The organism is Amycolatopsis sp. CA-211722 (assembly GCF_056828465.1).
This window is the reverse complement of sequence record NZ_CP184752.1, coordinates 3997456-4010098: the sequence shown is the minus strand read 5'-3', so window position 1 is coordinate 4010098 and position 12643 is coordinate 3997456. Positions and strand designations below refer to the sequence as shown.

Annotated in this window: 11 protein-coding genes; 7 read left to right on the top strand and 4 right to left on the bottom strand. The window is 69.9% G+C overall.

Annotated features, from left to right (window positions below; translation table 11 throughout):
• Positions 1-79: 79 nt before the first annotated feature.
• Positions 80-3739, bottom strand: a complete 3660-nt coding sequence (locus ACOCEP_RS19490) for an nSTAND1 domain-containing NTPase (RefSeq protein ID WP_482339046.1) — start codon at positions 3737-3739, stop codon at positions 80-82.
• A 94-nt stretch (positions 3740-3833) separates the two neighbouring features.
• Between ACOCEP_RS19490 and ACOCEP_RS19485 the strand changes: the two genes are divergently transcribed.
• Entirely contained in the window at positions 3834-4463 is a 630-nt protein-coding gene (locus tag ACOCEP_RS19485; RefSeq protein WP_482339044.1) for a response regulator, read from the top strand.
• Between the two features lie 122 nt (positions 4464-4585).
• Here the strand turns inward: ACOCEP_RS19485 and ACOCEP_RS19480 are convergent, their stop codons facing one another.
• From ACOCEP_RS19480 to ACOCEP_RS19470, 3 genes are read right to left on the bottom strand one after another with little or no spacing between them, the layout of a single operon-like run.
• Positions 4586-6091: a precorrin-2 C(20)-methyltransferase gene (locus tag ACOCEP_RS19480; RefSeq protein WP_482339043.1), complete on the bottom strand. Its 1506-nt coding sequence runs from the start codon at positions 6089-6091 to the stop codon at positions 4586-4588.
• Positions 6088-6711 (bottom strand): precorrin-8X methylmutase, encoded by a 624-nt coding sequence (locus ACOCEP_RS19475; RefSeq protein ID WP_478226544.1) that lies wholly within the window; start codon positions 6709-6711, stop codon positions 6088-6090. The genes ACOCEP_RS19480 and ACOCEP_RS19475 overlap by 4 nt, the downstream gene beginning before the upstream one ends.
• Complete coding sequence (locus ACOCEP_RS19470) at positions 6708-7796, bottom strand: precorrin-3B synthase (protein ID WP_482339041.1); 1089 nt, start codon at positions 7794-7796, stop codon at positions 6708-6710. The genes ACOCEP_RS19475 and ACOCEP_RS19470 overlap by 4 nt, the downstream gene beginning before the upstream one ends.
• Before the next feature lie 98 nt (positions 7797-7894).
• Here ACOCEP_RS19470 and ACOCEP_RS19465 point away from each other — a divergent pair, with 98 nt between their 5' ends.
• The 6 genes from ACOCEP_RS19465 (at position 7895) to ACOCEP_RS19440 (ending at position 11950) form a co-directional block, all read left to right on the top strand.
• Positions 7895-8800 carry an ABC transporter ATP-binding protein gene (locus ACOCEP_RS19465; protein ID WP_482339039.1) on the top strand — a complete coding sequence of 302 codons (906 nt, stop codon included), beginning with the start codon at positions 7895-7897 and terminating at the stop codon, positions 8798-8800.
• Positions 8797-9648, top strand: a complete 852-nt coding sequence (locus ACOCEP_RS19460; RefSeq protein WP_482339037.1) for an ABC transporter permease — start codon at positions 8797-8799, stop codon at positions 9646-9648. Before ACOCEP_RS19465 ends, ACOCEP_RS19460 begins: the two co-directional genes overlap by 4 nt.
• A gap of 3 nt (positions 9649-9651) precedes the next feature.
• Complete coding sequence (locus ACOCEP_RS19455; RefSeq protein WP_005162705.1) at positions 9652-9897, top strand: helix-turn-helix transcriptional regulator; 246 nt, start codon at positions 9652-9654, stop codon at positions 9895-9897.
• Positions 9894-10319, top strand: coding sequence for a hypothetical protein (locus ACOCEP_RS19450; RefSeq protein ID WP_482339035.1), 426 nt, complete (start codon positions 9894-9896; stop codon positions 10317-10319). Before ACOCEP_RS19455 ends, ACOCEP_RS19450 begins: the two co-directional genes overlap by 4 nt.
• Positions 10289-10531, top strand: coding sequence for a UvrB/UvrC motif-containing protein (locus ACOCEP_RS19445; protein ID WP_482339033.1), 243 nt, complete (start codon positions 10289-10291; stop codon positions 10529-10531). The genes ACOCEP_RS19450 and ACOCEP_RS19445 overlap by 31 nt, the downstream gene beginning before the upstream one ends.
• 165 nt (positions 10532-10696) lie before the next feature.
• Positions 10697-11950: an HNH endonuclease signature motif containing protein gene (locus ACOCEP_RS19440; protein WP_482339764.1), complete on the top strand. Its 1254-nt coding sequence runs from the start codon at positions 10697-10699 to the stop codon at positions 11948-11950.
• Positions 11951-12643 lie beyond the last annotated feature (693 nt).

Here is a 12643-nt window from a genome sequence, read left to right as displayed (position 1 = left end):
GCGTGTCGCGAAAGCCACTTTCGAGACACCAGACGTCCCGAAAGTGGCTTTCGCGACACGCGACGACCGGGCAGCCCCCTCATCCGCACGGCGGCGCGTACTCGAGCCCCGGGAAGTACCGCTCCCACTCCTCCCGCGTGATCCTCGGTGTCGCCAGCGCGCAGATCTCCTCGCTCACGCGGTCCGTGTTCGTCTGCCACAGCTGGACGCCGCTGCTCCCGATCGCGAGCGTATGCCCGTCGTCCCGGTACACCAGCGAGTTGACCGTCGCCGCGAACCCGCTGAGCTGCGCCTTCTCGACCGGTTTCCGCGGATCGGCGACGTCCCAGACGCGCACCGTCCGGAACGCCGAAGCCGCCAGTTCCCGGCCGGACGGCCCGAACGCGAGATGCCCGACACCCTCGGGATTGCCGCCCAGTTTCGCCAGCCGTACGGGGCGCGCGCGATCCGCGATGTCCCACAGGTAGACGTTCCGGTCGCTGCTGCCCGCGGCCACCGTGCGGCCGTCCGGGCTGACGGCCGCCTTGAACACGGCCCCGGCGTCGGGCCGCAGGGTCGACGCCAGTCCCGGGCGCCGGGGATCGGTGACGTCCCACAGGGTCACCGAGGACGAATCCGGCCCCTGCGCCGCCACGAGCGTCCGACCGTCCGGAGTGAACGCGAGCGACCACACGGTGCCGTCCCCGACCGGGAGCACCCGCGGCTCGGCGAACCGCCCGGGATCGCCGACGTCCCAGAGCTGGACCGGCCCGTCGTCGTGGCCGGAGGCGAAGGTCTTCCCGTCGGGGCTGAACGCGAGCGAGTACGTGGGTTTCACCTCGGTCGACGCCAGCAGCCGCGGCGCCGCCGGATCGGCGATGTCCCAGCGCTGGAGCAGGAACCTCCCGGCCACCCCGGCACCGTCGTGCGTCGCGAGCGCGAGGCTTCGCCGGTCCGGGCTGAGCGCGACGGCGGTGACGGTGGCCGGGCCGGGCAGTTTCGAGAGCTGTCTCGGCGCACGGAGATCGTCCATCGCCCACAGCCGCGCGTCGTCCCCCGCGGTGACGAGGATCCGCCCCTGATCGGTGAACGTGCCGGCGTTCCACCCCACGCTCGACGCCAGCGCCAGTTCGCCGACGTCCTGCAGGCGCACGGTGCGATCGGCACTGGCGGAGACGATGGTCTTGCCGTCCGGGGAGAACGCGGTCCACCAGATGGCGTTCGTATGCCCCGAAAGGGGTGGCAGTTCCTTCGCCGGACCCGTGACGTCCCAGAGCCGCACGGACTGGTCGTCCCCCGCGGTCACCACCAGCCTGCCGCTCGGGCTGAACCCGGCCGCCCAGACCACGGCCGGGGTGGTCAGCGTCGACAGCGGCCGCGGCGCCGCCGGATCGGCGACGTCCCAGAGCTTCGCGGTGCGGTCCCAGCTGGTGGTGAGCAGCCGGCGCCCGTCCGGGCTCCACGCCGGGGTGAGCTGGAGGTCCTTGTGTCCGGAAAGGACGGAGCGCCGCCGTGGCGCGGACGGCGTGGTGACGTCCCAGAGCTCCGCCGTCCAGTTCGTGCTCGTGACCGCGAGCATCGTGCCGTCGGGATTGAACACGGCGCGTTCGAGTTCGGGGGCCGGGATACCGCCGAGTGGTTTCGGCGCGCCGAGGTCGCCGACGTCGGTGAGCAGGACGGTGCGGTCGACCGAACCCGTGGCGAGCCGGCGGCCGTCCGGGCTGAAATCGAGGGAGAGCAACGTGTTCCGGTGCCCGGTGACGTCCGCCTTCCGCACCGGGTTCCGCGGATCGGTCAGCTCCCACAGCCGGACCCGGTGATCCCGGGTGGCGGTCGCCAGCGCCCGCCCGTCGCGGCTGAACGCCAGCGGCCCGCGGATCTCCTCCGAACCGGGTAGCGTCGCCAGGAGCGCCGGACGCCGCGTGTCGGCGATCGACCACACCTGCGTCGCCCGGTAGTTGTCGGAGGTGATCATGAGCTGCCCGCTCAGCGCGACGGTGACTTCGCCGGGGTCGAAGACCATCCGGGTCGGGAACGGCGCCGCCATGGCCGCGAGCAGGCCGTCATGGGTCTCCTGGATCGGCGCGAGCCGGTACGCGGCGAGGCTGAGCTGCGTCGACAGCGCCGGGTTCGAGTCCCGTAACGCCTTCGCGTCGACGACGGCCTTGCGCGCGAGTGCCACGTTCCGCTGATCGGTGGCGGTCCGCCCGGCATCGACGGCGTATCCGACGGCGACCCCCGCGAGGAGCAGCAAGACGCCGAGGAGCGCGACGAGCCTTCGCAGCCTCCGCGTCCGTTTGCGGCCGACAGCGGTTTCCTCGGCTTCGGCGTCCAACCCGGCCTGGAGGAACTGCCGCTCGCGTGCGCTCAATGCGGCGGGCTCCCGTTCCGCCCATTCGGCCGCGCGCCCCAGGCGCGTTCCCCGGTACAGGCTGCCTTTGTCGCGATCCAGCGACTCCCACAGCTCGGTCGCTTCGGCGAGCTGTCGATGCAGACGGTGCCCTTCGCGGTCCTCCGCGAGCCAGTCGCGCAGCCGCGGCCAGCCGCGGATCAACGCCTCGTGGGCGATCTCGACACCGTCACGGTCGAGGACGAGCAGGCGCGCGTCCGCCAGGCGTTCCAGGACCTCCGTGGTCGCCGGGTCGTCGTCGAGTTCACGGCGGTTGAGACGACGCTTCGTGTCTTCGGTGCCTTCGCCGAGCGCGGTCAGCCGGAGGAAGATCTGCCGTACGAGGCGCTGTCTGTCCGGCTCCAGATCCGTGTAGACGGCTTCGGCGGTTTGCGCGATCGCGTTGAGGATTCCGCCCGCCGCCTCGTAGGCCGCGCTGGTCAGCGTGATCCCCTGGCGCCGCCGCCAGGTCTCCAGCAACGCGTGCGAGACCAGCGGGAGCATCGCCGGCTGGCCGGTGGCGTCGGCGACGAGGGTCGTGACCAGCGCCGCTTCGACCCGGCAGCCCGCGCGGACGGCGGGCTCGACGATCGCGGTCCGGAGCTCGTCGGCGGTCATCGGGCCGACCATCACCTGCGCGTCGGTGAGCGCGTCGACCAGGCCGGCGTGACGGCAGAGGTGACCGTAGAAATCCGCGCGGACACCGAGGACGACCCGCGTCCCGTGCTCGTCGCGGGCCAGCGCGAGCAGCGCGTCGACGAACCTCCCGCGTTCGGCCTGGTCTCGGCAGAGCGTGTAGACCTCCTCGAACTGGTCGACGATCAGCAGCCGCCCCGCGGCGTCGAGGTCCTCTTCGAGCGGATGCGCGCCCGGTGTGCGGAGGACGACCGGACGTTCGTTCGACGCCGCCAGCCCGGCCCTCAGGACCGACGACTTCCCCGAGCCCGAAGCGCCGAAGACGCCGACGAGCCGTCGTTCCGCGAGCTTGCCGGTCAGCTCGGCGACCAGCCGCTCGCGGCCGAAGAACCGGGCGGCGTCGGACGTCTGGAACGCGGCCAGCCCGAGGTACGGCAGTTCGGTCTCGTCGCGTTCGCCCGCGGCCGCGGCGAGCCCGGCGGCGACCGTGCGCCAGCGCTCCTCCCACACCGGGACATCGCCGCCGCACGCGGAGACGTACGCGGTCGTCACCGCGAGCCCTGGCAGTTTCCGTCCGCCGGCGGCTTCGGAGAGCGCGGCGGCCGAGTAACCCGCACGGGTCGAAAGCTCGCGGTACGTGGGCCCTCCGGCCTTCTCGCGAAGCAGCCGAAGGTCCGCCGCGAAGCTCACGACGACTTCGTCGCCAGGCCCCAGCGGGCGCTCGCGTCTCGGCACCAGGCCCCCCTGATCGTCGAAGCGTTATCGAAGGGACATTGTTCACCGGAAACGGCCCGACACTGTACAAAAGTTCTGCGCTACAACCGATGGCGTGCCGATTCGAACCCATGCGGTGACCGTGGTCTTCGCGGGCGTCCCCGAACCGCCCGTGTCCCCAGAGGTGGAGGTGGTCGCCCACACCCCCGACGAACGCGAAGCGGTCTGGCACGCCACGGCCCTTCGTCCGGACGTCCTCGTCCTGCCGGTTCACCCGCCCGCGCTCGACGGGCTCGCCGTGACGCGCGAAGTGACTTCCCGCGTGCCGGGAACCGCCGTCCTCGTCCTGACCCCACCGGGTGACGGCGAGCTCGTGGTCGCCGCGATGCTCGCGGGCGCGCGCGGCGTCCTGTCCCGGAGCGCGGGGCACGACGACCTGGTGCGGTTCATCCGTGGGGTGGCGGCGGGGGCGGTGGTGTTCGGCGAGCGCGCCGCGGACCGGCTTTACGGCCTGCTGGCCGCTTCTCAGCCGATGCGGGCGTTCCCGCGGCTGACCTCACGCGAGCACGAGGTGCTCGGCCTCCTGGCGGACGGGCTGGAGATCCCGGCCGTCGCGCGGCGGCTCGGGCTCGTGCCCAAGACGGTGCGCAACGTCGTCTCGGCGATCCACGCCAAGGCCGGCACGGACGACCGGGAGGTGCTGCTCGCCCAAGCCCGCAACGCGGGGCTCGGAAGTCACTCGTAGGTGCGCGGCGTCCGCCCAGGGACGCGACTGTGTGGATTTTGGAGCGTTGGATGACCAGGAATCCACACAGTGCCCGCGTGACCGGTCCGGTCACGCGGGCCAGGCCACCCCGAGACGCAAGATCACTCGTAGGTGCGCGGCGTCCAGACCACGCCGTTCTCGGCTCGCGTCTTCGACGAGCCGACGATCAGCAGGCAGCGCATGTCGACACTGGCCGGATCGAGGGTGCCGAGGGTGACCACGCGGACGTCCTCTTCGGGTCCGCCGACGTCGCGGGCGACGACCACCGGGGTCTCCGGCGCGCGGTGCCGGAGCAGGACGTCGCGGGCCTGCGCGAGCTGCGTGGTCCGCGTGCGGGAAGCCGGGTTGTACAGCGCGAGCACGAGATCCGCCGCGCCCGCCGCGTCCAGCCGTCGTTCGATGATGTCCCAGGGCTTGAGCCGGTCGGACAGCGAAAGCACGCAATAGTCGTGGCCCAGCGGGGCGCCGACCCGGGACGCGGCCGCCTGCGCGGCGGTCACGCCCGGCACGATCCGCACCCGGCTGCCCGCGCCGTGCCCGGCGGCGACCTGCTCCAGCACCGCCGACGCCATCGCGAACACGCCGGGATCACCCGACGAGACGACGGCGACCTTGGCCCCATTGGCGGCCAGCTCCAGCGCTTCGACGGCGCGTTCGGCCTCGACGCGGTTGCCCGACGCGTGCCGCTGCTGGCCCGCGCGCTGCGGCACCCGCGCGACGTACGGGCCGTAGCCGACGACGTGCTCCGCCGCCGCCAGTTCCGCGGTCGCTTCCGGGGTCAGCCAGTCCGGACCCGCCGGGCCCAGGCCGACGACCACGACTTCGCCGCCGGTGTGCGTTTCCCGCTTCTGGGTGACCTCGGGTTCGTCGGCGAGCCGGGAGGCGTAGGCCGGGCTGGGCAGCAGCGCCAGCGAGAAGTACGGCACCGACTCCGGATCGACCTCGGCGAACGGCTCGACGCGCTGCGCCTGCCAGGTCGCCCGTTCGACGTAGAAAGCGTCGTCCAGCTTCCCGGCTTCGGCCAGCGCCTCGCGGACGTTGCCGAACGTGCGCCCGAGTTTGAGCACCGCCGCCGCCTGCGTGTCGGCGAGGCGCCGCGCGAGCTCCGGAGCGGGCAGCGTGCCGGGCAGGATGGTGAGGACCTCGTCGCGCTGCACCAGCGGGCGGCCGAGCACCGACGACGCCGCGCTGACCGACGTCACGCCCGGCACCACGGTCGCCTCGTAGCGGTCGGCGAGCCGTTCGTGCATGTACATGTAGGAGCCATAGAAGAACGGGTCGCCTTCGCAGAGCACGACCACGTCGCGTCCGGCGTCGAGGTGTTCGGCGAGCCGTTTCGCGCTCAGCTCGTAGAAATCGGCGATGGCGCCTTCGTAGCCGCCGGGGTGGTCGGTGGTCTCGGTGGTGACCGGGTAGACCAGCTTCTCCTCGATCTGGCCGTCCCGCAGGTACGGCTCGGCGACCGATCGCGCGATGCTCCGGCCGTGCCGCGCGCTGTGGTAGGCGATGACGTCGGCCTCGCCGATGAGGCGGGCCGCCTTGACCGTCATCAGCTCCGGGTCGCCGGGTCCGAGCCCGACACCCCAGAGTTTCCCGAGCCCGCTCATTCGACCTCACTCGCCATCGCGTTGATCGCGGCGACGGCCATCGCGCTGCCGCCGCGTCGTCCGTGCACCACCAGGTACGGGGCGGGGGCCCGCTTCGCGAGCTCCACTTTGGACTCGGCGGCACCGATGAAGCCCACCGGGACCCCGATGATCGCCGCCGGTGCGCCGACGCCCTCTTCCAACAGTTCCAGCAGGCGGAACAGCGCGGTGGGCGCGTTGCCGACGGCCACCACGGAACCGGGCAGCTTGTCGCGCCACAGCTCCAGCGCGGCCGCGGACCGGGTGGTGCCCATCCGCTCGGCCAGCCCGGGCACCTTCGGATCGGACAGCGTGCACAGCACCTCGTTGGCGGCAGGCAAACGTTTGCGGGTCACCCCGGAGGCGATCATGTTCGCGTCGCACAGGATCGGCGCGCCCGCTTCGAGCGCGGCGCGGCCGGATTCCACCACGTCCAGGCTGTAGCGGAGATCGTCGACCAGGTCGACCATCCCGCAGGCGTGGATCATCCGCACGGCCAGCACCGCGACGTCGTCGGGGAGGATCGCGAGATCCGCCTCCTCACGGATGGTGGCGAACGAATGCCGGTAGATCTCGGCCCCGTCCCGGATGTAGTCGATCACTGTGTCCCTTTCTCCGCCAACGTTGCCAACGTCTCCGCCAGCTCGCCGACCGGGACGAACGCCCCGTCGACCAGATAACCGTCCTCCGTCGCGAGCACGTCGACGTGCTCGCGCGCGGGTTTGCCGCAGCGCCGTTCACAACCGGCGAAATGGGCTCTCGGCGTCCGCCCGACTCTCGCCGCGTCGGCCCGCACGTCGGCCAGCGACTTGGCACAGCCCGGATGCCCGATGCAGGCGCTGACCCCGAGCGAAGGCGCGTCCGGATCGGTGATCAGCCCCGTGTCCGGCGCCAGCGGGCCGAGCACCAGGATCGATCGCCACGGCGTGACCACGGCGTGGCCGGCCTTCGCGATCGCGCGCGCCTGAGCCGAGGTGAGCCTGCCGAAAACCGGGGCGACCCCGATCGCGTCACCGATCGGCCCGATCGGGAGGCCCGGGTTCACCTCGAACTTCCGCGGCTCCGTCATTTCGCCCGGGATCCCCCTGAGCAGCGGCTCGATGTCGGCGAGTTCGCTGATCCGCCAGGCACTTCCCCTCGTTCGCAGGAACGCGCGCGCAACCGAAAGCAGCGTCTCGACGGCCTGCCCGGCGGGGACGCGCAGGCCGGTGTCCTCGCCGGCGAGCAGCACGGCGCCGTCGCGCCAGCAGACGTCGGCGCCCTCACCGGCGACGTCGCCCTGACCGCCGTCGAAAGCGAAGAGGAAGCGACCCGGGAGTTCGGCCAGCTCGGGGACGGCACACAAGGCCTCGTCGAGTTCCTGAGCGAGCTTCTGGGCGGTATCACTGAGCGGCGAAGCGAGGATGTTGCGGACCCGTTCGTGCGACGGCGAAGGCAGGAGCCCGGCCACGGCGAGCCTGCCCGCGAGACCCGGCCGGGTGACGCCGCGCAACTGGACGTTGCCGCGGGAGGTCAGGTGGAGGGCGCCGTCCCCGAGGTCGTCGGCGGCGTCGGCGAGCGCCCCGAGCCGGGTCGCCGAGATGGCACCGCCGGGCAGCCGGATCCGGGCGAGCGGACCGTCGGCGGCGTCGTGCGTGGCGAAAACTCCAGGGCACGCATCTGCTCGGACACGGGCGCTCGTGGACATGCGCCCACTGTAGATGGCCCGCTCGGGCGAGAGTATGTCTCAGATCATATGTAGTAGGTGTGCTACATTCGATCGCAGCACTGAGATGGGGGTGACCAATGAGAGATCCACACGACGTGATGATCTCCGTCCAAGATCTCCGGATGCGGTACGGCACGAACGACGTCCTCCACGGCGTCGACTTCACCGCGCATCGCGGCGAGGTGATCTGCCTGCTCGGCCCGAACGGCGCGGGCAAGACCACCACGATCGAGATCCTCGAAGGCTTCCGGATGCGCTCGGAGGGCGAGGTCAGCGTGCTGGGCGTCGACCCGGCGCACGCGGACGAGAACTGGAGGGCGCGGCTGGGGGTCGTCCTCCAGGCCTGGCGCGACCACGCGAAATGGCGGGTGCGCGAGCTGCTGGAACACCTGGGCGGCTACTACGCGCCGTACTCCACGGATCGCATCGAGCGGCCGTGGGATCCGGACGAGCTGATCGCCGCGGTCGGCCTGACCGAGCACGCGGACAAGAGGGTCCGGATGCTCTCGGGTGGGCAGCGGCGCCGCCTCGACGTCGCGATCGGCATCGTCGGCCGCCCGGAACTGCTGTTCCTCGACGAGCCGACCGCCGGGCTGGATCCGGAGGCGCGGCGCGAGTTCCACGAGCTCGTGCACCGGCTGACCGACCACGACGACACGACGATCCTGCTGACCACGCACGACCTCGACGAGGCCGAGAAACTGGCCGACCGGATCCTGATCCTGAACCACGGCCGCATCGTCGCCGACGGTTCGGCCGACGCGCTGAGCAGACAGATCGCCGGCGAGGCCGAGGTGCGCTGGACGCTGGACGGTCAGCGGTTCGTGCACTCGACCACGGAATCGACGAAGTACGTGCACGAACTGTTCAAACAGCACGGGGACGCCATCGGCGACCTCGAGGTCCGGCGGGCGTCGCTCGAAGACACGTACATGACCCTCGTCCGCAAGGCCGAGTCCCTGGAGGCGGTGGGCGCGCGATGAACACGATCCAGCACAGTGCCCGGCTGGGCGTCCGGCGTGGCTGGCTCGAAGCCCGCCAGATGATGACCAACCGGGAAGACCTCTTCAACACCTTCCTCTACCCGGCGATCTTCGTGATCGTCATGTTCTTCATGCGCGGCGCGAAACTGCCGGGCACGGAGTTCTCGCTCGGCGCCGCCACCGTGCCGAGCGTGCTGGGCGCGTCGATCGTGTTCAGCGGCATGCTCGGGATGGCGGGAGTCCTCGCCGTCGAACGTGAAGACGGCACGCTCCTGCGTGCCAAGGCCACGCCGAACGGCATGATCGGCTACCTCGTCGGCAAGGTCGTCACGGTGTCGATGAGCACCGTCCTCGGAATGCTGCTGGTCCTGATCCCCAGCCTGATCCTGTTCGACGGCATCGCGCCCGGCGGGCTGACGTCGTGGCTGGGCCTGCTGTGGGTGCTGGTGCTCGGCCTGCTCGCCACCATGCCGATCGGCGCGATCTTCGGCTCGCTGACCTCGAACGCGCGCAGCATCGGGCTGATCATGCTGCCGACACTCGGAATCGGCGCGATCTCGGGGATCTTCTACCCGATCACCGCGCTGCCGGAATGGCTGCAGGTCCTCGGGCAGGTGTTCCCGATGTACTGGCTCGGCCTCGGCATGCGGTCGGCGCTGCTGCCGGACTCGACGGTGATCATCGAGATCGGCCAGTCCTGGCGGCCTTGGGAGACCCTCGGCGTGCTGTCGGTGTGGGCCGTGATCGGATTGACGCTGGCCCCGGTCGTCCTGCGGCGTATGGCGCGGCGCGAGTCCGGGTCCTCGGTGGCGGCACGACGGGAAAAGGCGATGCAGCGAATTGGCTAGCTCATGAGCGAGGTCGTTTACAACCGGATCGCGATGTTGCGAGCGGAACGGGGCATCTCCCGCCGCGAACTCGCCGACGCGCTGGGCGTGCATTACCAGACCATCGGCTACCTCGAACGCGGCGAGTACAGCCCGAGCCTCTACCTCGCCCTGCGGATCGCGGAGTTCTTCGAGGTGGCGGTGGAGATCATCTTCTCCACCGCCCCTTTCCCGCGGATCGGGGACTCTTCGTCGGAGCGGTCGGCGTGAGCCTGCTGGAGCGGGCACACGCGCACGCCGTCCGGCTGGGGCACGATCGCATCGGGGGCGAGGAACTTCTGCTCGCGGTTCTCGACGACGGCGTCGGGCACGCACTCCCCCGCGCTTGGGGAATCTCTCGCGATGTCCTGGTGTGGCAACTGGAGAAAGCGGCTTCGTCGCCTGCGGCCGGGACCATCGACGGATATCCGGTCACGGCCGAAGTCCTTGCCGTGCCCCGATCCTCGGGTTTGGTGGAACTGGTCGTCGGCCTGCTGGCCGCCGGCGGCGGAGCGGCTCGCGTCCTGGGCGAACACGGGGTGACCGAGGAGCAGGTGCGGGAGGCCTGGGCTCCCTTTGGGATGAGAACGCCGCCTGGGAAGGTTCCGTCGCACGCCGACCTGTGGACCCGCCTGCCGAGATCAACTCACTGACTCCCCAGATCGCCGAATATCGGCGACGCAAGGAAGCCGCCGTCGATGCGCAGGAGTACACGCAGGCGGGTCTCCTCCGCGACGAAGAGATAGAGGTCGTCCGACGGCGGTCCGAGCTCATCCGCGAATGGGCCGCGACCGTCGATCCCGTGGATCTGGCGGAGGCCGTCGTCGCGCTGCGGGCGGAGATCGCCGCCCTTCGCCGCATTTAGCCGACTAATTGCGGCGGGCTCTTCGCATTTAGTCGACTAAATGCGAGGGTTGCTTAGGGTGATTCGGCGCTGGCGACCGTTTCACCCTTCAGTGTTGTTCGTGCGCTTTCGCTGGTTGCTTAAAATTACGAACACGTGTTCGATTCATTGGTGTATTCTGGAGTCGTGTCCGAGACCTTCCTCCCCGAGCTGCCGCAAGAACTGTGGCGCGCCGGCAAGCTGGAGCTTGCCCATGGCGTGCAGCAGTCGTTGCAGGTGATCCGGATGGCGACCGCCTGCCTGGGGCGGTTCCTGGCGGAGATCGAGTCTCGTGGCGCCAAGGACTTGTACGGGTACGGGAGCACGGCGAGCTGGCTCGCGGATCTGGCGGGACTATCACGCGGCGAAGCGGGCGCGGTGGTGAAGCGGGCGATCGCCTTGAACCCGACGCGCGCTTTGGACGGCACGGAGGTTCCACCTCTCGCACCGGCGACTGCCGCGGTGGCGGCTCAGGGGTTGGTCGGGAATGAGCGGATCGATCAGATCCTGGAGATCTTGAAGAAACTCCCTGCCGACATTTCGGCTGAGGATCGGGCGGGTGCGGAGCAGATCCTCGGCGATCTTGCCCCGAACGCCGGTCCCCGCCAGCTCTCGGAAGCCGAGGCGAACTTGCTGGGCTTGCTGGATCCGGATGGCAAGGAACCCAAGGAGCCTGAGCCGAAGGAACCCCGCCGCGAGATCACCCTGGAACGCCGCAAAGACGGGTTCTGGAAACTCACCGGCCTGCTCGATGACGAGACCGGTGCCCGCACGGCGGCGGCGTTGGAGGCGCACGCCCAGCCGCGGCCGGTGGACGAGTTCGGCCAAGCGGACCTGCGGATGAAATGCGAACGCATGGGAGACGCGTGGGCCGAACTGCTCGACTTGGCGATCGCCTGCCCGGACCAGCCCGGCACCAGTGGTTACCGCACCCTCGTCCACGTCACTATCGGACTCGAGAAACTCAAATCGGGTCTCGGGACCGCCTGCCTCGACTTCGTCGGGACGATGACCGCGCGAGAAGCCCGGCTCGCGGCCTGCGACTGCCTGATGGTGCCGGTCGTGATGGGCGCGTCGGGTGAACCCTTGGATATGGGACGGCTGAGACGCTTCGTCACCCCAGGCCAGCGACGTGCGTTGAACCTCCGCGACGGGGGCTGCGCCTTCCCGGGCTGTCATCGGAAGCCCAAGAATTGCCACGCCCATCACATTCATCACTGGGCAGACGGCGGGCCGACGGATCTTCGGAATCTCGTGTTGCTCTGCGGCTTCCATCATCGGTTGATTCACCACGGTGACTGGGAAGTCCGGATGGCGGCCGATGGCCTACCGGAGTTCATCCCGCCTCAATACCGGGATCCGCTCCGACAACCCCGCCGCAACACCCTGCACCACCGCTGAACCCCGAAGAGCCCGTCGGCCACGCCGGCGACGGGCCCTTCGTCATGCCCGCCAGGCTCCACCGATATCCGGCCGCTCCTGATCGGACCGATCACGCACGACTGTGTGGATTTCTGGTCATCCAACGCACCAAAATCCACACAGTCCATCACCACCGGACCAGTCACGACCGAAACACCGGCACCAGGACACCCTGAGCCTCCCCACCGGCCACACCCGATCCGCCGCCCAGTCCCTAACGGAAAACTCAGGAGCCCGTCACAAGCTGATCACCATGACTGGACCAGCCAAGCACGACTGTGCGGATTTGGGACATCTGACGTCCCAAAACCCACACAGCGCATCACCACCAGACCAGTCACCACCGAAGCACCGGCACTTCCCCACCGGCCACACCCGCGAGGCCGCCACCAAACCCGATCCGCCACCCAGTCCCAAACGGACACTCAACAGCCCACCACAACCTGATCACCACGACTGGACCAGCCAAGCACGACTGTGAGGATTTCGGGACAACCAACGCACCAAAACCCACACAGCGCATCACCACCGAAGATCACGCTGACCACCAAGCCAACATGAAGACCTCCTCATCCGTCCTTAACGGACCATTCAGGAGCGCGCCACAGGCTGGTCACCGTGACCGCCTACACCTACACGACCAGCCCGCCGAGAAAGCCCAGCCACCCCGAA